The 19,940-nt window shown below is 67.5% G+C and carries 18 protein-coding genes; 6 read left to right on the top strand and 12 right to left on the bottom strand.

Features of this window, described 5'->3' with window-relative positions; genetic code table 11:
• Positions 1-374 precede the first annotated feature (374 nt).
• Complete coding sequence (locus tag MHA02_RS07130) at positions 375-2,414, top strand: YgiQ family radical SAM protein (protein WP_147077952.1); 2,040 nt, start codon at positions 375-377, stop codon at positions 2,412-2,414.
• A 286-nt stretch (positions 2,415-2,700) separates the two neighbouring features.
• Here MHA02_RS07130 and MHA02_RS07125 read toward each other — a convergent pair whose 3' ends face one another.
• The 3 genes from MHA02_RS07125 to MHA02_RS07115 all read right to left on the bottom strand — a co-directional run bounded on the left by MHA02_RS07125 (position 2,701) and on the right by MHA02_RS07115 (position 4,474).
• Positions 2,701-3,141: a PRC-barrel domain-containing protein gene (locus MHA02_RS07125; RefSeq protein WP_147077951.1), complete on the bottom strand. Its 441-nt coding sequence runs from the start codon at positions 3,139-3,141 to the stop codon at positions 2,701-2,703.
• A gap of 374 nt (positions 3,142-3,515) precedes the next feature.
• Positions 3,516-3,746 (bottom strand): DUF6894 family protein, encoded by a 231-nt coding sequence (locus MHA02_RS07120; protein WP_147077950.1) that lies wholly within the window; start codon positions 3,744-3,746, stop codon positions 3,516-3,518.
• A gap of 239 nt (positions 3,747-3,985) precedes the next feature.
• Positions 3,986-4,474 (bottom strand): DUF2721 domain-containing protein, encoded by a 489-nt coding sequence (locus MHA02_RS07115; protein ID WP_147077949.1) that lies wholly within the window; start codon positions 4,472-4,474, stop codon positions 3,986-3,988.
• 424 nt (positions 4,475-4,898) lie between these two features.
• Here MHA02_RS07115 and MHA02_RS07110 point away from each other — a divergent pair, with 424 nt between their 5' ends.
• Complete coding sequence (locus MHA02_RS07110; protein WP_147077948.1) at positions 4,899-5,222, top strand: SWIB/MDM2 domain-containing protein; 324 nt, start codon at positions 4,899-4,901, stop codon at positions 5,220-5,222.
• Between the two features lie 74 nt (positions 5,223-5,296).
• On the opposite strand, the gene MHA02_RS07105 is transcribed toward MHA02_RS07110, so the two are convergent.
• The gene (locus tag MHA02_RS07105; protein WP_147077947.1) at positions 5,297-6,088 is read right to left on the bottom strand and encodes an SDR family NAD(P)-dependent oxidoreductase; all 792 of its coding nucleotides are present in this window, start codon (positions 6,086-6,088) and stop codon (positions 5,297-5,299) included.
• A 111-nt stretch (positions 6,089-6,199) separates the two neighbouring features.
• A complete protein-coding gene (locus MHA02_RS07100; protein WP_238180315.1) occupies positions 6,200-7,597 on the bottom strand; it encodes an MFS transporter in 1,398 nt (465 codons plus the stop codon).
• A 172-nt stretch (positions 7,598-7,769) separates the two neighbouring features.
• Here MHA02_RS07100 and MHA02_RS07095 point away from each other — a divergent pair, with 172 nt between their 5' ends.
• Positions 7,770-8,786, top strand: coding sequence for an alpha/beta fold hydrolase (locus tag MHA02_RS07095; RefSeq protein ID WP_147077946.1), 1,017 nt, complete (start codon positions 7,770-7,772; stop codon positions 8,784-8,786).
• Positions 8,787-8,803: 17 nt separating this feature from the next.
• Positions 8,804-9,673: an NAD(P)-dependent oxidoreductase gene (locus MHA02_RS07090; protein ID WP_147077945.1), complete on the top strand. Its 870-nt coding sequence runs from the start codon at positions 8,804-8,806 to the stop codon at positions 9,671-9,673.
• Positions 9,674-10,049: 376 nt separating this feature from the next.
• Here MHA02_RS07090 and MHA02_RS07085 read toward each other — a convergent pair whose 3' ends face one another.
• From MHA02_RS07085 to MHA02_RS07075, 3 genes are all read right to left on the bottom strand, one after another.
• Positions 10,050-11,525: an AAA family ATPase gene (locus tag MHA02_RS07085; protein WP_147077944.1), complete on the bottom strand. Its 1,476-nt coding sequence runs from the start codon at positions 11,523-11,525 to the stop codon at positions 10,050-10,052.
• 290 nt (positions 11,526-11,815) lie between these two features.
• On the bottom strand, positions 11,816-13,045 hold the full coding sequence (locus tag MHA02_RS07080) for an MFS transporter (RefSeq protein ID WP_147077943.1): 1,230 nt from the start codon (positions 13,043-13,045) through the stop codon (positions 11,816-11,818).
• Between the two features lie 121 nt (positions 13,046-13,166).
• The gene (locus MHA02_RS07075) at positions 13,167-14,114 is read right to left on the bottom strand and encodes a Kelch repeat-containing protein (protein WP_147077942.1); all 948 of its coding nucleotides are present in this window, start codon (positions 14,112-14,114) and stop codon (positions 13,167-13,169) included.
• Positions 14,115-14,466: 352 nt separating this feature from the next.
• On the opposite strand from MHA02_RS07075, the gene MHA02_RS07070 reads away from it, so the two are divergent.
• Positions 14,467-15,180: a sulfate transporter family protein gene (locus tag MHA02_RS07070; protein ID WP_147077941.1), complete on the top strand. Its 714-nt coding sequence runs from the start codon at positions 14,467-14,469 to the stop codon at positions 15,178-15,180.
• A gap of 222 nt (positions 15,181-15,402) precedes the next feature.
• On the opposite strand, the gene MHA02_RS07065 is transcribed toward MHA02_RS07070, so the two are convergent.
• Both MHA02_RS07065 and MHA02_RS07060 read right to left on the bottom strand, forming a co-directional pair.
• Entirely contained in the window at positions 15,403-15,693 is a 291-nt protein-coding gene (locus tag MHA02_RS07065) for a hypothetical protein (protein WP_147077940.1), read from the bottom strand.
• Positions 15,694-15,710: 17 nt separating this feature from the next.
• Positions 15,711-16,715 carry a 2-hydroxyacid dehydrogenase gene (locus tag MHA02_RS07060; RefSeq protein ID WP_147077939.1) on the bottom strand — a complete coding sequence of 335 codons (1,005 nt, stop codon included), beginning with the start codon at positions 16,713-16,715 and terminating at the stop codon, positions 15,711-15,713.
• 218 nt (positions 16,716-16,933) lie between these two features.
• On the opposite strand from MHA02_RS07060, the gene MHA02_RS07055 reads away from it, so the two are divergent.
• Positions 16,934-17,476 (top strand): SH3 domain-containing protein, encoded by a 543-nt coding sequence (locus MHA02_RS07055; RefSeq protein ID WP_147077938.1) that lies wholly within the window; start codon positions 16,934-16,936, stop codon positions 17,474-17,476.
• A 53-nt stretch (positions 17,477-17,529) separates the two neighbouring features.
• Here the strand turns inward: MHA02_RS07055 and irr are convergent, their stop codons facing one another.
• Together irr and MHA02_RS07040 are read right to left on the bottom strand one after the other, a co-directional pair.
• Positions 17,530-18,039 carry a Fur family transcriptional regulator Irr gene (gene irr, locus MHA02_RS07050; RefSeq protein WP_147077937.1) on the bottom strand — a complete coding sequence of 170 codons (510 nt, stop codon included), beginning with the start codon at positions 18,037-18,039 and terminating at the stop codon, positions 17,530-17,532.
• A gap of 405 nt (positions 18,040-18,444) precedes the next feature.
• Complete coding sequence (locus tag MHA02_RS07040) at positions 18,445-19,659, bottom strand: polyhydroxyalkanoate depolymerase (RefSeq protein ID WP_147077936.1); 1,215 nt, start codon at positions 19,657-19,659, stop codon at positions 18,445-18,447.
• Positions 19,660-19,940: the final 281 nt, after the last annotated feature.

Below are 19,940 nucleotides of genomic sequence, written 5' to 3'. Positions count from 1 at the left end.
CCTGCGACGCTCGGCGGACGACGCAACGGCCTGCCGACGAGGGTCTGCCACGTGGTCGGACTCTTACGTTCGGTGCCCGCCGCGAACGTCAGAGTTGAGTGGCGACCGGACCTGAGCCCTTCAGCTCGGAGCGGACCTTCCGCACACGACCCGACCACGCCGTTCAAGCTTCCGTCCTCATAACCAGACGTTGAACAGACACCGCTGCCGGACGGACGCTCGCCGGCGAGGGAATACGCGCTTCCCAGCCTGTGCCCGCGTTCCGCGGCCGGCGCAGAGTGACAGCAATCGTCAGCCGCATCGACGAGGCCGCGGCTCCCGGCCTTCCGGCTCTTCGTTGAGCTCACCGCCTTGGCGGTCTATGCACCGGCCCCATGGACCTCCAAGTTTCCGCGAGTCGCTCCCCGGCTCCCCTCGCCTGCACGCTGTCGCGTCCCAGGGAAGCGGCGCCGTTCCTGCCCATGAGCCGCGCCGAGATGAATGCGCTCGGGTGGGATTCCTGCGACATCGTCCTGGTGACGGGTGACGCCTATGTCGATCACCCGAGCTTCGGCATGGCGATCATCGGCCGGCTGCTCGAAGCGCAGGGGTTCCGGGTCGGCATCATCGCGCAGCCCGACTGGCAATCGGCGGAGCCGTTCAAGGCCCTGGGCCGGCCGGCGCTGTTCTTCGGCGTCACCGGCGGCAACCTCGATTCGATGGTGAACCGCTACACGGCGGACCGTCGCCTGCGCAGCGACGACGCCTATACGGCGGGCGGGGAAGGCGGCGCGCGCCCGGACCGCTGCACCATCGTCTACACGCAGCGCTGCCGCGAGGCCTACAAGGACGTGCCGATCATCCTCGGCGGCATCGAGGCGTCGCTGCGCCGCATCGCGCACTACGATTACTGGTCCGACAAGGTGCGCCGCTCGATCCTGGCGGACGCGAAGGCCGACCTGCTCCTCTACGGTAATGCCGAGCGCGCCGTGGTCGAGGTGGCGAACCGCTTGGCGGCCGGCGCGTCGCCGCGCGACCTCGATTCCGTCCGGGGCGTCGCCCTGTTCCGCCGCGTGCCCGAGCACTACACCGAGCTGCCCGCCGACGATCTCGATTCGGCCGACGAGGCCGCCATGCGCCGCCCGGGCGAGACCGTGATCCGGCTCCCCGCCTACGACGAGGTCAAGGACGACAAGGAGGCCTATGCCCGCGCCTCGCGGGTGCTGCACCGGGAGGCCAACCCCGGCAACGCACGCCCCCTCGTCCAGCGCCACGGCGACCGCGACCTGTGGCTGAACCCACCGCCGATCCCGCTCACCAGCGAGGAGATGGATGCGGTCTACGACCTGCCCTATGCCCGCGCGCCCCATCCCTCCTACGGCGACGCGAAGATCCCCGCCTGGGACATGATCAAGTTCTCGGTGACGATCATGCGCGGCTGCTTCGGCGGCTGCACCTTCTGCTCCATCACCGAGCACGAGGGCCGCGTCATCCAGAACCGCTCGGAAGGCTCGATCCTGCGCGAGATCGAGCACATCCGCGACAAGACGCCGGGTTTCACGGGCGTGATCTCCGACGTCGGCGGACCGACGGCCAACATGTACCGGATGGCCTGCAAGGACCCGAAGATCGAAGCGGCGTGCCGCTTGCCGTCCTGCGTCTTTCCGGACATCTGCCCGAACCTGAACACCTCGCACGACGACCTGATCCGGCTCTATCGCAAGGTCCGCGAAGTGGAGGGCGTCAAGAAGGTGATGGTCGCCTCGGGCGTCCGCTACGACCTCGCGGTCCGAAGCCCCGAATATGTCGAGGAGCTCGTCACCCACCATGTCGGCGGCCGCCTGAAGATCGCGCCCGAGCACACCGAGCGCGGCCCCCTCGACCTGATGATGAAGCCGGGCATCGGCACCTACGACCGCTTCAAGGAGATGTTCGAGGCGGCGGCGAAGAAGGCCGGCAAGAAATACTACCTGATCCCGTATTTCATCGCGGCGCATCCGGGCACGACCGACGAGGACATGATGAACCTCGCCGTCTGGCTCAAGAAGAACGACTATCGCGCCGATCAGGTCCAGACGTTCCTGCCCTCGCCCATGGCGACCGCCACGACGATGTATCACACCGAGATCAACCCGTTGCAGGGCGTGCGGCGCGGCGGCAGCGAGCCCGTCGACGCGATCAAGGGGATGCGGCAGCGCCGGCTGCACAAAGCGTTCCTGCGCTACCACGACCCCGAAAACTGGCCGCTGCTGCGCGAGGCGCTACGGGCGATGGGCCGCGCGGATCTCATCGGGCCGAGGCCGGACCAGCTCATTCCGCTCTCGCAGCCGCCGGGAACGGGCACGGGTGCGGGCAAACCTGGAGGCCGGCCGCGGCCCATGCGCCACCCCGGCGCGCCGCGTTTCACCACGAAGGGCGTGCCGCTGGGGAAGTGACGGCCTCGCGCGCCCGGCAACTTGGTGCAGCTCTCTGGTGAGCCTCCGGCAATCAGCGAAACGTACTTTGCCTACCAAGTAGTAGGCAGCTTATCGGCGTATGGATTGCAACTCGCGGTTCTCCACGAGCGGACGTTCTGAGAGGCTGCAAACGGTCGAAGGCGGACCCAGCGCCTGGGTGCCACCTCTCAGATCGCGACCACGAGGCCAGGATCGCCATCCGCCGGCCGAGATGTGTCCGGCAGGACGCGAGTTCGCGTTCGGACCCGAGTGATGCGCCGCGATCTCACACCGCCGGCGCCTTCCGTCCCCCATAATGGCCCCTGAGACGCTCGCCGTAGGCCGGATCCGAGAACGGGTCCTCGCCCGGCCCGTGCGTCGGCGCTCCGTTCAGGGTCTCGCGGTCGATGTCGACGACGTAGCCGCCGAGTTCGACCGAATAGGTCAACGCATTCCACGGCAGCGGGTGATAGGCCTCGCCGATCCCGAGGAAGCCGCCGAAGGACAGGACGGCATAGGCGACCTGACCCGAAACCTTGTCGACCATGAAGTTGTAGACCGAGCCGAGCCGCGCGCCGGCCCCGTCGAAGACCGGCGTGCCCTCCACCTTGCTCGAGGCGATCAGGCGCCCGGTCTCGTCGACCGCGACGCCCTCACCGGACGACGGGTCGAGTTCCAGCGAGCCGGGCCGCTTCAGAATGCGCTCGTTCGGCAGATCGGTCGGCATCGGATGTTCCCGGGTGACGTATCGCGACGACAGGGCTGGCAAAGCGCAGGGACCGCGAAGGGTTCCGAAACAGGGAACATTCGGAGAGCTGGCTGCACCGGCCGGACCGAGAACTGTCGACTTGCAGACTGAAGTGCTAGGGCAAATGGATGGGGGACTCGCAGAGACTATGTTCGTCCTCGCGCCGCACCGACGGCATCGCTAGAGCACTCGATCGAGACGATCCATGACCGAGAACGCCGACGCTGCCGGTCCGGACGCCGCGGAACTGTGCGCGCAAGCACGGGAAGTGCTCGGAACGGAAGGATCGTTCCGCGTTCGCGTTCTTCTCGACATGGTCCTGATCGAGCTGGCGCGCGAAACCGTGGCCTCGGTCAGCCCTCCTCGATCTGACTCACCAGACGGATCTTGAGCGGCGTCGCGCCGGATTGGTCCCGGACCGTGAGGATGAGGGTCATTTCCTTCGCCTCGGCGGCTTCCGCGGCCAGCAGCTTGATGGCGACGCCGAGCGCTTCCTCGCGAACAGCGGCACGATCCGGCAGTTCGCGACCGACCTCGTCACAGATGTCGACGCCGTCATGCACGTCAAAGTAGAAACGCGGCACGTTGAACTCCCAGTGGCGACTGCGGGAGCAACAAGAACTCACCTTCGCAGAATCTGCAGCACGCCCGCCGCGATTGCGCACAATCTAATGGACATCAATCGAACCGCAAGGCTTCTTCATCCTTCGGACCGTCGCGCTTCCGCGGTTTCACCGCCTGTCCACGGCCGGGCAACGCGTTGTGCCGGGAGGCTTTCTCACCGCGCCGCGTCTCCCCGCGGGGATAGTCACGAGACGCGCGTCTACGGAATATCGGTAGTCCGCTCCGCCTGAGACTGCCGCAGGTCCAGACGCCGCCGCAGGCTCCGGCTCGCCAGCAGCATCTCGACGCCGAAGAGCGAGAGCGCGCACAGCGTGCAGAGGATGCCGAGACCGAACAAGGCGAACAGCACGTCGGCGACCGTCGCATCGCGCAACGCCCCCACGAACAGCGTCAGGACCGCGCCGCAGACCGCGACGCCCCCGAGCGTCGCCAGGATGACCGCCGCATCGAGGATGAGGGAGCGCAGGCGCAGCGAGGCGATCCGAACCAGCATGCGCTCGCGCTCGGCCTGGCTGGCGGACCCGATCCGGTCCGACAGGGCATGCGCCTGGTCGGCGACGCGGGCGAGCCGGCTACCGAACACGTTGAGCAGGGTCGCGATGCCGCCGAGCAGGAAGACCGGTGTCAGCGCGACCTGAATGACGTGGGCGACGGTATCGAGGGAGGTGGGGACGTCTGTCACGGACATGGCGAGGGAATAGACCCGGGGCCCTCCGTGCGGAAGACTTCGCGCGGACGACATGGGGCCTGTCGCAACTTCGTGGTGCGGCCGCGGACCACGATCGCCGGTCGGCAGCGGGATCGCGACCTGAGGCGGCGGTACGCAGCGTGAGGTTGCCAAAACCGCGGGAAATCCAACCGATCCAAGGGGAGACCGCCCATTTCGGCTTGACCTCGTCGCAAAGGACGGAGAACAGCTTTCGACCGGTGACTGCGTAGTCTCCCCGAGAGGGCTAAGACGATCTTCCGAATGGGTCGCACCTGTGGATGGCACGGGTACGGATGCATTCCGCTCTTGGAACGACGGCGTCACCGTCTAGTTGTTGCTGCTATGCGCCCGCGGGGCGGGCCCGTCAGGATGTCCGCGCTTCAGCGCCGAACGGAGGGAACCCATGGCTAAGACACCGACCAAGGCTGCTGCGCCGAAAGCTGAGACCGCGAAGAAGGTCGCCGCGCCGAAGGCCGCCGCAAAGCCGAACGCACTTCAGCAGCCGCTCAAGCCCTCGCCCGAGCTCGCCGCCATCGTCGGCGACAAGCCGCTTGCGCGCGGCGAAGTCGTCAGCAAGGTCTGGGAGCACATCAAGAAGCACAATCTCCAGAACCCGGAAAACAAGCGCGAGATCGTCGCCGACGAGAAGCTGAAGAAGGTCTTCGGCAAGGACAAGTGCTCGATGTTCGAGATGAACAAGCACCTCGCGGCGCATCTGAAGGCCTGATCCGGGCCGGTGAGACCCTCCTGCGGAGCGACGCCGGCCGGGATGCGGCCGGCGTCGCTCTTCATCGGTCGCGCTCAGGCGATCCCGCGCAGCACGCCGCCATCGACCCGCAGGGCGGCGCCTGTCGTGGCACTGGCAGCGGGGGTGCAGAGATAGGCGACCATGCTCGCCACCTCTTCGGGCCGGGCGAGCCGCTTGATGAGGGAGGTCGGCCGGTTCTCGGCGATGAAGTCGCGGCCGGTCTGTTCGAGATCCGCGCCGCTGCCGCCCATGGATTTCAGGAAATCCGCGACACCCTCGGTAAGGGTCGGGCCGGGCAACACGCTGTTCACGGTGACGCCGCTGCCGCCGACGGTCTCGGCGAGGCCGCGGGCGACCGCGAGCTGAGCCGTCTTGGTCATCCCGTAATGGACCATCTCGGCGGGGATGTTGATCCCCGACTCGCTGGCGATGAAGACCACGCGCCCCCAGCCGCGCTCGACCATGCCCGGCGCATAGGCCCGCGACAGCCGCACGCCGCTCATGACGTTGACGTCGAAGAAGCGCTGCCAGTCGCGATCCTCGATCTCGAAGAATGGTTTGGGCTCGAAGATGCCGGCATTGTTGATCAGGATGTCGACCCTGGGCAGCCCGGCCACGAGTTCGGCGACGCCCTCGGCCGAGCTGACGCTGCCCACCGCATCCAGGAACTGGCCGCCCTCGACCTCGCCCTTGAGCTGCTTGATCGCCGCATCGACGCGTTCTGCCGTGCGCCCGTTGACGGCGACGTAGGCGCCGAGCCGCGCCAGCTCCTTCGCCACCGCGTAGCCGATGCCGCCCGTCGAACCGGTGACGAGGGCGCTCTTGCCGGTCAGATCGATATCCATGGTCTCACTCGACGCCTGTTGGGATGATGCCCGCTCGTCGTTCCAACGCGTGAACCCGCGCTCGGGTGCATCGCAGCATCATCGACCTGCCGGTTCGCGCCATCGGCCGGGTCAGTGGCCACTCCGTTCGGAGCGGGTCTTTCGCAGCACGCTGGTGAGCGTTCCGGTCAACGACAGGGCGATCGCCAGGACGAGCGAGGCCAGCGTCGCGAGAGCCGGGTCGCCGCCCTCCTCCCCGCCCGCATGGGTGAGGCTGAAGATGACCGCCACGAGGGCCGCGCCGAGCGATTGCCCGGTCAGCCGGGAGGTGGATTGCATCCCGCTCGCCCCGCCGCTGCGCTCGCGCGGCGCGCTGGTGATGATCAGGCGGTTGTTCGGCGACTGGAACAGCCCGAAGCCGAGCCCGGTGAGGCTGAGCCTCCAGGCGATGTCGAGGGTCGACGGATCGGCCGGGAGCAGCGCCACCCCCGTGAGGCCCGCCGCCATCGTCGCCAGCCCGATCCCGCCGAGGAGGCCGGGCGGATAGCGGTCGGCGAGCCGGCCGGCGAACGGCGCGATCACGGCCACCGCGATCGGCCACGGCGTCATCAGCAGGCCGGTCTGCGTGGCCGAGCGGTGCAGCACGTCCTGGAGGTAGAAGGGTAATGCCACGAAGGCGATCATCTGTGCGGCGAAGGCGCAGATCGAGCTCGCCATCGAGAGGGCGAAGGCCGGGATCCGCAGCAGGTCGACCGGCAGAAGCGGCGCCGGCAGCGTGAGTTGGCGCCGCACGAAGACGATGCCGACGGCGACGGCCGCGCCGATCTCGGCGAGCGCCCACGGGCGGCTCTCGGCCGAGCCCAGGCCGTCGACGCCGATGATCAGCAGGCCGAAGGTCAGCGCGTTGAGAACGCTGCTGACGACGTCGAAGCGGCGCCCGCTCGCGGGGGTCCGCGGGAGCGTCTTCGCCCCGACGAGAAGCGCCGCCAGCCCCACCGGCAGATTGACCAGGAACAGCCAGTGCCACGTCGCCACCGATAGGATGGCGGCCGCCACCGTCGGCCCGGCGGCGGAGGCCACGGCGACGATCAGAGCGACGTTGCCGACGCCGGTGCCGATCAGCCGGGCCGGATAGATGAAGCGCACGAGCGCGATGTTCACGCTCATGATGCCCGCCGCGCCGAGGCCCTGCGCGATCCGCGCGACGATCAGGAGGTCGAGCGTCGGCGCATAGGCGCAGGCGAGCGACGCCAGCGTGAACACGCTCAAGCCCCCGAGATAGACGCGCCGGTAGCCGATGCCGTCGCCGAGGGCCGCCAGCGGCAGCAGCGCGGCGGTGACCGCGATCTGGTAGCCGTTGACCACGAAGATCGCCTCGGACGGCGGCACCGCAAGGTCCCGCGCCATCGCCGGCAGCGCCACGTTCACGATCGCCCCGTCGAGGACGGCCAGCGTCATCGCGAGGGCGATCGCCAGCAGGGCGAGCATCCGCTCGCGGACGGGCAGGCCGTCGCCATGCGTGTCCGTCATGTTTTCCCGGAAGGCCTCCGGCCGCGACCCGTACCCTGCAGCGCCCTATCTCCCTCGTCGCGGCCAGTGTCTCTCACAAAACGCCCGCTGCGCCGTCGTGGCCAGCTGGGGAACTCCCGGTCGTCGGGCGTTTTGTGAGGTGCACCGAGCCGCAGCGCCTCACGGAGTCCCGATGCGTCTCACCTCGACCCTTGCGCTCGCCGCCCTGCTCGTCCCCTCGCCGCTCATCGCGCAGGAGGGGCCTGCGGCCGCGACCGACGCGCCGCTCGGCATCGCGCTCGAAGGCTTCGCCTATCCGTATCCGGTCCGCTACCTCGCGGTGACCCGCGACGACGAGGCCCAGCGCCTCGCCTACATGGACGTGCCGCCCGCGGGCAATGCCAATGGCCGCGCCGTGCTGCTGCTCCACGGTCGCAACTTTCCGGCGAGCTACTGGCTCCCCGTGATCCAGGCCCTGACGAAGGGCGGCTACCGGGTGATCGTGCCCGACCAGCTCGGCTTCGGGAAATCCTCGAAACCCGTCGGCGCCTTCACCTTCGATGCCATGGCCGCCGACACGGTGGTCCTGCTCGACCGCCTCGGCCTGCCGCGGGTCGACGTGATCGGCCACTCCATGGGCGGCATGCTGGCGGTACGGATCGCCCGCAGCTACCCGGCCCGGGTCAACAGCCTCGTGCTGGAGGCGCCGATCGGGCTCGAGGATTATCGTATTCCCGTGCCGCCGGTCTCCGACGAGACCCTGCTCAAGCGTGAGGGCGACCTCACCGCCGACGCCTACCGGCAACAGCTCAAGACCAGCTACGCACTTTCCCTGCCGGATTCGGCGATCGAGCCGTTCGTCTCCACCCGCGAGCGGGTGAAGGGCTCGGGGGAGTATCCGCGCTGGCTTCAGTCCTTCGTGAATTCCTACCAGATGATCTGGGGCCAGCCGGTGGTGCACGAGATCCCCTACATCGCCGCGCCGACCCTCTTCATCATGGGCGCCAACGACCACAACGCCCCGGGCAAGCCCTTCGCCCCACCCGAACTCCGGGCTGCCATGGGCGAGAACGCGAAGCACGCGACGGAACTCGCGAAAAAAATGGGCAACGGCCGCGCCGAGGTGATCGAGGGCGTCGGCCACCTCGTCCACATGGAAGCGACCGAGCGCTTCAACGCGCTGGCACTGGACTTCCTCAACACCCACTGAGCCGGGAGGCGAACCGCATGGACGTCGGATTTCTCGGGCTCGGCCGCATGGGCCGCGCCATGGCCGCGAACCTCGTCAAGGCGGGCCATACGGTCCGCGTCTGGAACCGTTCGCCCGAGGCCGCCCGGGGCATCGACGGCGCGACGCCCGTCGCGACGCCGGCCGAAGCGTTCCGGGGCGACGCCGCCATCACCATGCTCGCCGACGACGCGGCCCTGCGGTCGGTGATCGTCGCGGGCGGCCTGCTCGATGCACCCGAGCGGCCGGCGGTGCATGTCAGCATGTCGACGATCGCCGTCGCCCTCGCGCAGGAACTGGCGCCGATCCATGCGCGCGCCGGGGTCGCCTACGTCGCGGCCCCCGTCTTCGGCCGCCCCGATGCCGCGGCCAACGCGGCCCTCAACATCGTCGCGGCCGGCGACGACGCGGCCATCGCCACGGTGCAGCCGCTCCTCGACGCCATGGGCACGAAGACCTGGTGCTTCGGCCCCGAGCCCTACCGCGCCAACGCCGTGAAGCTCGCGGGCAACTTCATGCTGATCTCGGCGATCGAGGCCATGGGCGAAGCCTCGGCCTTCGCGGAGGGGCACGGCGTCCCGGCCGCCTCGCTCCTCGACCTCCTGACGAACACCCTCTTCGCCTCGCCGGTCTACAAGGGCTACGGCGCGCTGATCGCCGAACGCCGCTACGAGCCGCCGGGCTTCTCCATGCGGCTCGGCGCCAAGGACATCCGCCTCGTCCTCGCGGCGGCGGAGACCGCCGGCGTGCCGATGCCTTTCGCCGGCATCCTGCGCGACAACTTCATCGACGCGATCAGCCACGGCGACGGCGACAAGGATTTTGCGGCGCTGGCCACCGTGGCCGCGCGGCGGAGCGGGCAATTATAGAAGATTGGGTCGGAAGGTCACGGACGACTTTCGACAATTTCGTGGCAAAACCGATACGCCAGAGCACCGTGGTGGCTGAAATATTATTGATGATTATTCAGTATATAAATCTCATACTTGGCGTCCATCCTAAACGTCACTGTTGGGCGGGAAGCCGACCCGTAGTTTGAGGGTGGTTACTGTGGGAACGCTGCCTTTCCCCTGATCAGCGAGATGCGGCAGGGAGGCGGTCTCATCTCAGTCATTTCAATGACTGAGCGTGATGACCAGAACTCGCCGGTTAGCTCAGCCAGAGATGACGAGCGGCATTGGGCGTTTGACACCGGCTGGCACAAGAGAGCGCCCAGGGTTGCAGTCTGCTGCTATACATTTCTGTTTATGCCGTATTCCTAAAAACAATATCGCTGGCCATTCCCGCGCCAAGGAAAGCAATCAACATGTTCGAATTGGTGAGATCCTCGTTCGTTAGCGCACCGATCGCCTGACCAACCACGACCTCCCAAGGTTTCTTGCACATGAGAATAGCACAGATCAGCTGCCGAATTTTTTTGATCTTCTTATGCTGCAGCCGATTGTCGGATCCGGCAAGTTCTTCGATCAGCTTTACGTCCCGGTGCTCCGGATTTTTACAGACCCATTCCATTGCCGCCGCGACAAAGTCCTCCCAAGTCCTACCCATCACGGCTAGGCAAGGATCAGTCAAAAGGGCATTTTCGATTGCATAGCATTGCAGTCGGTATCGCTTGATAGGTAGGCGATGTTCAAGTGGCTGATCAACCACGCCGTCGCCATCGCGGAGGGAAAAGGCGACTGGGTTGTCGTAGAGCGTGCCGAGCAGATCTACGCAGAAGACCTCTAACTCGCTCTGCTGGTCTACGCTGCCGGCCAGCACGGGAAAGAGCTTGATCCGACCCTGCGACGTCCGGGCAGCCTGCTGCCAAACGCGCTCATCGTCTTCGCCTTCGAGGATCATCGCCGCGTCTTCGCTCAACGAAAGTGACAGGGGGTGGCCGAAGAACGGGGCAACCTTGCGGAGCTCGGCGCTGGTCGGTTTCAGTTCAACCGTGTCAACCGCGAAGCTCTTAGTACCGATCGAAACGTATTGCGAAGCCGCAAGAGAACATACCAGCGGGCTGCTATGTGTGGAGAGGCATACAGCAATGCTGTCTGCTTGGCTCTTGAACTCATCGAGCATGGCGATGATCAGCTTAGCGAGCCGTGCTTGAAGATCGGGGTGAAGGTGCACGTCCGGCTCATCAAGAAGCAGTACGTTGAACTTCGTTGGGTCAATCGTGTCGAAGAAGTAGAGAATTTCGGTAGCCAAAGCCACGGCTTCCGATTCACCGCTGCTGATTTCGTCCGGGCTTATTGGCTGGCCGTCAGCGAGCGACCGGAACTCAAAATCGGCAGCGCCCATCTCCAGCGAAATATTGGTCAGCAGCTGATTGACCTTGCTCAGCCGGTCCGTCTCGAAGTTGCGATTCGAATCCATCCGGATTTCAGGCGTCCTGGCAAGCCGACGCAGGTAAAGTGTTTCGGCCTCGCGGAATAGCATCGCCGATGCTGCTTTGAAGTTGACGGCCTGATTTACTGCCCGCGTTTGTCGCAGCCAGTCGGTATTATTGCTCATATTTGTAAGAATGTTGCCATCGCGCTTAAACGACCCGGCCCGCTCCGGGCTGATGTACCGAACATAAAAAGTCTGCTTGCTCCGGCTAGTCAATTCTTCGATGTCACGAAGAAAGCGACTTTTCCCTGCGCCGTTACGGCCCATGATCACGTTAATATTGTTCAGGTTGGCGAGGTGGGCGGTTTGACCCCTAAGTTCGCTTATTTTCAATGTCTCCCCCATGTTTCACCACCTACATGATATCCGACGCGGGCACGAAACGGGGCGGCCCAGTCGGAGCGGGCGCGCCTGCCTCTTATGAGGTCGTTCCCGAATTAAGCATCTTTTCGAACGAAGGTACGCCAGCCTAGCTTGGTCATGTCAGGTTGCTAACGGCTCGAGTTTGGCCCGTAGAAAACCGAGCGAATGGCAAGTTTCGGGCTGCAATGGAAACACCCTGAATGGCGACGTTGGGTTGAAATCGGCCCATGCGAAGAGGACCCGAGCGTCAGATTTGCTCCACCAGCACCCAATTACGCGACCACCCGCGCTTGTCCCCGATCCGACACTAGCGACCCCGCCCACACCGCGAGCCCCCCGAGCGCCAGCGCCACGCCGACCCAGCCCGTCGCCGGCAAGCCATACCCGGCGGCGATGGCGAGGCCGGCGAGCCAGGGACCCAGCGCGTTGGCGACGTTGAAGGCCGAATGGTTGAGCGCGGCGGCCAGCGTCTGCGCGTCCTCCGCCACGTCCATCAGGCGGGTCTGCAGGATGGTGGCCAGGCCGCCGCCGCTGCCGATCAGGAAGACGACGGGCAGGAGCGTCCAGAGGCTCGCGGTCGCCGCGGGGTAGAGCGCCAGCATCACCGCGCTCCACACCAGCGTCGCGCCGGCCGAGGCCATCAGTGCGCCGGAGCGGTCGGCGATCCAGGCCCAGGCGAGGTTGCCGACGGTGAGGCCCAAGCCGAACACGGCGAGCGCCACGGGGATCAGGGCCGGCGAGGTCCTGGTCACCTCCAGCATGGTCGAGGCGAGGTAGGTATAGACGGAAAACATCCCGCCGAAGCCGATGGCGCCGATGGCGAGGGTGAGCCAGACCTGCCGGCTCTTGAGCGCATCGAGTTCACGCAAGGGGCTCGCCCCCGGGATCGGCGCGCCGAGCGGCGCATAGAGCCGCACGAGGGCCGCCGTCAGCAGCGCCAGCCCGGCGACGATGGCAAAGCTCCAGCGCCAGCCGAAGACCTGGCCGACGACGTTCGCGAACGGCACGCCGACCACCGTCGCGACGGTCAGCCCGGTCAGCACTTTCGCCGACGCCCCCGCGCGTTTGTCGCGAGGGACCAACGAGGAGGCGAGCAGCATCGCAACGCCGAAGTAGGCGCCGTGCGGCAGGCCGGCGAAGAAGCGGAAGGCGAGCATCGCGTGGTAGCTCGGGGCGAGCGCGGAGAGCAGGTTACCGCCTGCAAACATCACCATGAGCCCGACGAGCAGCGTGCGCCGCGCGATCCGCGCCGCCAGCACCGCGATGATCGGCGCGCCGACGACGACGCCCAGCGCATAGGCGCTGATGACGTGGCCGCCGGTAGGCACGTCGATGCCGAGCGCCGGTGCGAATTCCGGCAGCAGGCTCATCGAGGCGAACTCGGTCGTGCCGATGGCGAAGCCGCCGATGGCCAGCGCCAGGATGACGAGCGAGGGACTCACCGCGCGGCCGGCGGGCAGCGCCTGAGCCTCGTCGCAGCTGACGGTAGGCGTGTTCGTCATGGCCGATTCTTTTTGCGTCGCAACATGAAGACAACCTAGCGACGCAGGCGCGGTCGCGCAGGGCCACGACGCTCATGTCGGACCCGTGCCCGGTGCAGCCGGGGCGCGAACGCCCCGTGCGTCAGCGCACGGCGGGCTCGCCCTTCGGATCGAAAACCTCGACCGTCCCCGACTTGAAGCCGCCGGGCTTCGGGCTGCCGACGATCGTGTAGATCCGGCCGTCATAGGTCACCGCGCCGAAGCCGTGCCGGGCGCTCGGCAGCCGGGCGAGGCTGCGCCAGAAGTTCTTCGGCAGGTCGAAGGCCTCGACCTCGTCGTAGGTCTTCTCCTTCGATTCGCCGCCGATCACGTAGACGTCCTGGCCGAGCACGGCCGAGGCGGTGCCGCTGCGTGCGGTCGGCAGCGGCGCGGCCTCCGTCCAGGCATCCTTTCCGGGGTCGTAGACCTGGTTCGTGGTGAGGTTGGCTCCGGAATTCCCGTCGACCCGTCCGCCCACCGCGACGATCCGGCCGTCGATGGCCTGGACCGAGAGGTGGTCGCGGGGGGTGGTGAGCGATGCAGCCGTGCTCCAACTGTCCCGGGCCGGATCGTAGACCTCGTGGACGGGGGTGTTCTTGCGGCCGGAGACGCTGCCGCTGACGACATGGATCCTTTCGCCCAGGAGCGTCGCGCCGCCTGCGGCGCGGGCGGTGGGCAACGGCGCGCGCGGCTCCCAGGCGTTCGTCTTCGGATCGTAGGCCCAGACCTTGTCGGTGGCCTCCCAGCCGTTCACGTAGCCGCCGAACACGTAGATCCTGCCGCCCTGCCCCACCGCCATGGTGTGATGGACGGGATAGGGAAACGCCGCGCCACGGCTCCAGCTGTCCCTGGCGAGGTCGTAGATCAACAGTTCGGTGGCGCCGTTGTAGTCGCCGACGACGTAGGCCTTGCCGTCGATGGCGGCGACGGCGACCTCCGAGCGCTCGGCGGGCGCGCTGCTCGCGCCGGCCCAGGCGCCGACTTCGTGGGCGCTGGCCGGGCCCGCGAGCAGCAGGCTCCCGAGCAGCAGGGCGGCGGCGGATCTCGGCATGGTCGGCTCCGTTCTCGGATCGCGTTCGCCGGGTGAACGTGCGGGCCGGGAAAACGAGCCCGACAGCGGACATCACGTCGAAGCTCGTAGCGGCCACCCCGTCATTCCGGGGCCGCGGAGCGGAACCCGGAACCCATCCGTGATGCGCCGCTTCGGCATGGCGTCGAGGCCGGTCGTGGGTTCCGGGCGCTCGCCTTCGGCGAGCCCCGGAATGACGGAGCGGGATCGACTGATCTGGCGCCCGTTGCCGTGAACCCGAGTTCGGAGCCCTGGACATCCCCGCGCTGGTCTTGCGCGAATGCCGCGCTGCGGCGAGAACCCGACGCGACGCCGTCACGAGTCCGGATACGCCATGCTGATCTCCGCCGCCGCCGCGGCCCTGCGGCAGGTCTTTTCCCCGCCGATGCGGGCGATCCTGCTGAAGTCGCTGGGCCTGACGCTGGGCCTGCTGATCGTCGTCTGGTTCGGGCTGACGCGGCTGATCCAGTGGTTCCAGTCGAGCCACCACATCGCGGCGGATTACCCGATCCTCGACACGATCGCGTTCTTCCTCGCCGGCGCCGGGCTGTTCGTGGCGCTGGCCTACATCATGCCGGCGGTGTCGATCCTGGTGGCCGGCTTCTTCCTCGACGATGCGGCCGCGATCGTCGAGCAGACGGACTTTCCGAACGATCCGCCCGGTCGCCCGCTGCCCTGGGGACAGGCGCTGCTCTACGCCCTGCGCTTCGCCGGGCTGGCGCTCGCGGTCAACCTCGTGGCGCTGATCCTGATCTTCGTGCCCGGCGTGAACCTCGTCGCCTTCTTCGGCGCCAACACCTACCTGCTCGCCCGCGAGTATTTCGAAGCGGCCGCCAGCCGCTTCCGGCCGCTCGCCGAAGCGCAGGCGATGCGCCGGCACTTCAGCGTCAGGACGCTCGCCGGGGGCGCCATGCTCGCCGGCCTGATGGTGGTGCCGATCGTCAACCTGATCGTGCCGCTCTTCGGCATCGCGCTGATGGTCCACCTGCACAAGGGATTGAGTCGCAAGGCGCTGCTCGAAGCGCCGGCAGCGGAGCGGCTGCGGTAGGTGTGATCACCAACCGCTTCCGGCGGAACCGTTCGGCCTGCGCGCGAGGCGGCAGCCGAAGGTGAGGTGTCAATGCCGGGCGAGGCTCTTCCGGAGTCGCCCCCTCACCGTCGCTACGGCTTCGCCTCCGCTTCCTTCATGGACGACGAAGTCCATGAAGGCCTCTTCCCGCACGCGGGGAGAGGAATATGCGCACCATCGATCAGCCCAACCCGAAGCGTGTCAGGCGTCGTCCTCGCGCGAAAACACCTCGCCCTGCTCCGCGAGGCGGACATCGTCCGTGTCCGACCGCAGCCGCTCCCCGTCGCGGTATCGGACGAGCATCTTCTTCCAGCCGTCCGGCAGGATCGTGCCGTCCCGCTGAGCCTGCGCGGCCACCCGGTCGAGCACGCGCTGCCAGTCCTCGGGGCTGATGTCCTGCAAACGCTCCACCGAGCCCTTCGCGCGGGCCGCGGTCTCGGCCAGTTCGACGAGCCGGGCGAGGGCCGGATCGGAATCGGGATCGCTCGCCATCGCCGTCTCTTTCGCGCTCAGAGCATACTGGGAAGGATGCGGTCGGGCGGCCGGTGGCCGTCCATGAAGGTCTTGATGTTGATGATGACCTTCTCGCCCATGTCGGTGCGGCTCTCGTGCGTCGCCGAGCCCATATGCGGCAGCAGAACCACCTTGCCGGCACGGGCGAGCTTGACGAGACGCGGGCTGACGGCGGGTTCCTGCTCGAACACGTCGAGACCGGCGCCCGAGATCTCGCCCGCCTCGATCAGCCGCGCGAGAGCGTTCTCGTCGATGACCTCGCCGCGGGCGGTGTTCACGACGATGGCTTCGGGCTTCAGGAGCTTCAGCCGGCGCGCGGAGAGCAGGTGGTAGGTCGCCGGCGTGTGCGGGCAGTTCACCGAGACGACGTCCACGCGGGCGAGCATCTGGTCGAGGGATTCCCAGTAGGTCGCATCGAGGCCGGACTCGATGGCCGAGGGCACCCGGCGGCGGTTGTGGTAGTGGATCGACAGGCCGAAGGCCTTGGCGCGGCGGGCGAGCGCCTGCCCGATCCGGCCCATGCCGACGATGCCGAGGCGCTTGCCCGTGATGCGGCGGCCGAGCATCCAGGTCGGCGACCAGCCGGTGCTCCAGGCGTCGTCGGGAATGATGCGCGCGCCTTCGGCGACGCGGCGGGCCACGGCCAGGATCAGCGCCATGGTCATGTCGGCAGTGTCCTCGGTGAGGACGCCCGGCGTGTTGGTGACCGTGATGCCGCGCTCCAGCGCGGTGCCGACGTCGATGTGGTCGACGCCGTTGCCGAAATTCGCGATCAGCCTGAGGTTCGGCCCGGCCTGCGCGAGCAGCCCGGCATCGATCTCGTCGGTGACGGTGGGGACCAGGACGTCGGCCTCGCGCAAGGCGGCCACGAGGGCCTCCTGCTCCAGCGGCTTGTCGTCCGGGTTCAGGCGGCAATCGAAGAGTTCGCGCATCCGCGACTCCACCGCCTCCGGCAGGCGCCGCGTCACCACAACGAGCGGCTTGCGCTTCAACGACGACATGGATCCTCCCGCGAGGGACTGGCTTCGCGTTCGGCCGGCCCACCGGCGCTCCGGCTTACGCTCCGTTAACCGTGACACGGCCAGATGGAGCGATCGGCCGACGCGCCTCGGGGTTTGCCCCGCCGCACATCTTCCCCGTTTCTCTATCAGAGAGAGGTCGGAAGACAATGCGGGCGAGGCCCCCGCGGCTCCGGGCGACGAGCGGAGGACGATTGACGATGCGCGCTGCGATTCTCGGGATTTCCTTAGGCGCCCTGCTGGCGGCGGCCGGTCCGGCGCGCGCCGTCTCCAACGACGGCGGGCGGGCGACGAAGCTGCCGCTGCCGCGCTATGCCAGCCTCAAGACCGATCGCGTCAACCTGCGCGAGGGACCCTCGAAGGATCACCGCACGCTCTGGGTGTTCCGCCGGGCTGGCCTGCCCGTGGAGATCATCGCCGAATACGAGACCTGGCGCCGCATCCGTGACTCCGAGGGCACGGAGGGCTGGGTGCTGCACTCGCTGCTGTCGGGCCGCCGCACCGCTGTCGTCACCGCACCGACGGGCGACAAGGCCGCGCCGACGGTGCCGCTGCTCGCTCGCGCCGATGGCGGCTCGAGCGAAGAGGCCAAGCTCGAAGCCGGCGTCATCGGCAGCGTGAAGAACTGCAGCGGCAGCTGGTGCCGCATCGTCGTCGCGCTGCCGCAGACCCGCGGCGACGTCGACGGCTACATCCGCCAGGAGCGGCTCTGGGGCGTCTACCCGAACGAGTCGGTGGAATAGAAAAAGCCGGCGATCCTCTCGCCGGCTTCACAACGTCCGATAGCGGTTCGGGATCAGGCCCGGCCGGCGACCGCCCGTCGGCGCAGGCGCACGATCACCTCGACGCCGGCGATCTCCATGCCCTCGGGCGCGTCCGGCAGGGAATCCACCGAGATGCCGCATTCCGGCATGTCCAGCACCTCGCCCTCTTCCTCAAGGAAGAAGTGGTGATGCTCGCTCGGGTTGGTGTCGAAATAGGCCTTGGAGCCGTCCAGCGCGAGCTGGCGCAGCAGGCCGGCTTCCGTGAACTGGTGCAGCGTGTTGTAGACGGTGGCCAGCGAGACCGGCACCTTGGCCCGCATCGCCTCGTCGTACAGCATTTCCGCCGTCAGGTGGCGGTCGCCGCGGCCGAACAGGAGCCAGCCCAGCGACAGGCGCTGACGGGTCGGCCGCAGACCCGCCCGGCGCAGGCGATCGCGCAGGTCGGACAGAGGGCAACCGCGACGGCCCGGCAAACCGGACTCGCTCGGAACGGACGACGTCCGCGCGTTCAACGCGGCCTGTAGCTGCACGAAATCGGACATCGGCGGGACTGACGGCTCACTCTTCACCTGAGAATATAGCTCGGACTATATGAGGCTCGGCCGCCTGCGGCAAGCCGTCCGTCGCCGCGGAGCAGCGCGTCCCACGCGGGTCGAGGCTTTGCAGCCTGGACGGCGCGCTCCCATTCCGGTCGATCAGACCGGCGACGCGCGCTCTCCCTCTGCCCGTACGCGGGGAGAGGGCCGCATGGACCTCGTCGTCCATGCGGGAAGCGCAGGCGAAGCCGGAGCGACGGTGAGGAGGCGGCGCCGGACGAGGTTCTTACGTCGAAGCCCCCTCACCTTCGGCTGCCGCCTCGCCGCGCCGACAACGAGGTCGTCGCGGCCCTCTCCCCGCAAGCGGGGCGAGGGGATGCGCGCCACCGGTCCGACCGACCGGAAACGGTCTCAGGCGTGGGACTGGATGAAGTTGCGCACCAGCGGATAGGTCTGCGTCTCCCAGCGGCGGCCGGAGAAGACCCCGTAATGGCCGACGCCGGCCTGCAGGTGGTGGCTTCGCATGTGCGGGGGCAGGCTGCTGCAGAGATCGTGCGCCGCCATGGTCTGGCCGACGGCGCAGATGTCGTCGCGCTCGCCCTCGACCGTCATCAGCGCGGTCCGGCGGATCTCGCGCATGTCGATCGGGTTGCCACGGTAGCTCAGCTCGTTCTTGGCCAGGGTGTAGTCCTGGAACACCGTCCTGACCGTCTCGATGTAGAACTCGGCCGGGAGATCGAGGACGGCGAAATACTCGTCGTAGAACGACTCGACGGCGCGGGCCTTGTCGGCATCGCCCCGGACGTAGTGCCAGAACAGGTCCTGGTGGGCCTGGCTGTGACGCTGCGCATTCATCGCGATGAAGGCCGAGACCTGCATGAAGCCCGGATAGACCCGGCGGCCGGCGCCCTTGTGACGGGCGGTCACCGTGCTGAGAAGATTCTTCTCGAACCACGCGATCGGCTTCGACGTGGCGAGCTCGTTGACCGAAGTCGGGCTGATGCGGCAATCCACCGGCCCGGCCATCAGGGTCATGCTGCGCGGCTGCGCAGGGTTCTTGGCGTGGGCCATCACGGCCGTCGCCGCCAGGGCCTGCACGGCGGGCTGGCAGACGGCGAGAAGATGCGAGCCCTCGCCCATCGTCTCCAGGAAGCGCACGACGTGGTCGACGTAGTCGTCGAAGCCGAACGCGCCGTCCGCGAGCGGCACGTCGCGGGCATTGTGCCAATCGGTAATGTAGACGTCGTTGTCGGGCAGAAGGGTGCGGACGGTGCCGCGCAGCAGCGTCGAGAAGTGGCCCGAGAGGGGGGCGAGCACCAGCACTTTCGGCTGCGGCGTCTCGATGTCCTTGCGGAAGCGCAGCAGCGTGGCGAAGGGCGTCGCCGTCACCGCCTCCTCGACCACCGGCACCTCGCGGTTGCCGACGGTGACCGTGCCGATGCCGTAATCCGGCCGGGCGAAGGTGAGGCCGGAGCGCATCATCATGCGCGCGCCGGCCGACCACCAGTTCGCTTGCTCGCGGAACGGCGTGCCGGACCAGGGCGAGGCGGCGGCGTTGAGGAACTGCCCCCAACCCCGGGTCTGCCGGGCCAGATCCGTCTGGGCGTCGAACGCACGGTACATCATCGGGTCCGCAACTCCTGGCGCGTACCCGCCGGAAACTCCGGCGCGTCCACGAGGGACCGGAATGCCGCCACTCGATCGAGCGCAGCAGCGGGTTAAACAAAGATTAAGGCCGGCTCGGAACTCCGCAACCGGCAAAGGTTACGAATTCCCCTGTATTCGCCGGGGGTGCAGCAAAAATGCCTCACGCCCCGCATCACCCGCAAATATTTGTTCCGACTTCGAAATTGTCGATTGGGACGAACACGTACCCTCGAACGTTGGACGAAAGGCCATGATCGTTC

The organism is Methylobacterium haplocladii, from assembly GCF_007992175.1.
Classification (GTDB): Bacteria; Pseudomonadota; Alphaproteobacteria; order Rhizobiales; family Beijerinckiaceae; genus Methylobacterium; species Methylobacterium haplocladii.
This window is presented reverse-complemented; position numbering and strand designations above follow the sequence as displayed.

Coding starts and splice junctions, on each gene's coding strand:
- MHA02_RS07115 (WP_147077949.1), bottom strand. CDS start 4,474: ATGTCCGTGACAGACGTCCCCACCTCCCTCGATACCGTCGCCCACGTC.
- MHA02_RS07105 (WP_147077947.1), bottom strand. CDS start 6,088: ATGGATATCGATCTGACCGGCAAGAGCGCCCTCGTCACCGGTTCGACG.
- MHA02_RS07080 (WP_147077943.1), bottom strand. CDS start 13,045: ATGACGAACACGCCTACCGTCAGCTGCGACGAGGCTCAGGCGCTGCCC.
- MHA02_RS07090 (WP_147077945.1), top strand. CDS start 8,804: ATGGACGTCGGATTTCTCGGGCTCGGCCGCATGGGCCGCGCCATGGCC.
- MHA02_RS07075 (WP_147077942.1), bottom strand. CDS start 14,114: ATGCCGAGATCCGCCGCCGCCCTGCTGCTCGGGAGCCTGCTGCTCGCG.
- MHA02_RS07065 (WP_147077940.1), bottom strand. CDS start 15,693: ATGGCGAGCGATCCCGATTCCGATCCGGCCCTCGCCCGGCTCGTCGAA.
- MHA02_RS07110 (WP_147077948.1), top strand. CDS start 4,899: ATGGCTAAGACACCGACCAAGGCTGCTGCGCCGAAAGCTGAGACCGCG.
- MHA02_RS07130 (WP_147077952.1), top strand. CDS start 375: ATGGACCTCCAAGTTTCCGCGAGTCGCTCCCCGGCTCCCCTCGCCTGC.
- MHA02_RS07070 (WP_147077941.1), top strand. CDS start 14,467: ATGCTGATCTCCGCCGCCGCCGCGGCCCTGCGGCAGGTCTTTTCCCCG.
- irr (WP_147077937.1), bottom strand. CDS start 18,039: ATGTCCGATTTCGTGCAGCTACAGGCCGCGTTGAACGCGCGGACGTCG.
- MHA02_RS07040 (WP_147077936.1), bottom strand. CDS start 19,659: ATGATGTACCGTGCGTTCGACGCCCAGACGGATCTGGCCCGGCAGACC.
- MHA02_RS07100 (WP_238180315.1), bottom strand. CDS start 7,597: ATGACGGACACGCATGGCGACGGCCTGCCCGTCCGCGAGCGGATGCTC.
- MHA02_RS07125 (WP_147077951.1), bottom strand. CDS start 3,141: ATGCCGACCGATCTGCCGAACGAGCGCATTCTGAAGCGGCCCGGCTCG.
- MHA02_RS07055 (WP_147077938.1), top strand. CDS start 16,934: ATGCGCGCTGCGATTCTCGGGATTTCCTTAGGCGCCCTGCTGGCGGCG.
- MHA02_RS07085 (WP_147077944.1), bottom strand. CDS start 11,525: ATGGGGGAGACATTGAAAATAAGCGAACTTAGGGGTCAAACCGCCCAC.
- MHA02_RS07060 (WP_147077939.1), bottom strand. CDS start 16,715: ATGTCGTCGTTGAAGCGCAAGCCGCTCGTTGTGGTGACGCGGCGCCTG.
- MHA02_RS07095 (WP_147077946.1), top strand. CDS start 7,770: ATGCGTCTCACCTCGACCCTTGCGCTCGCCGCCCTGCTCGTCCCCTCG.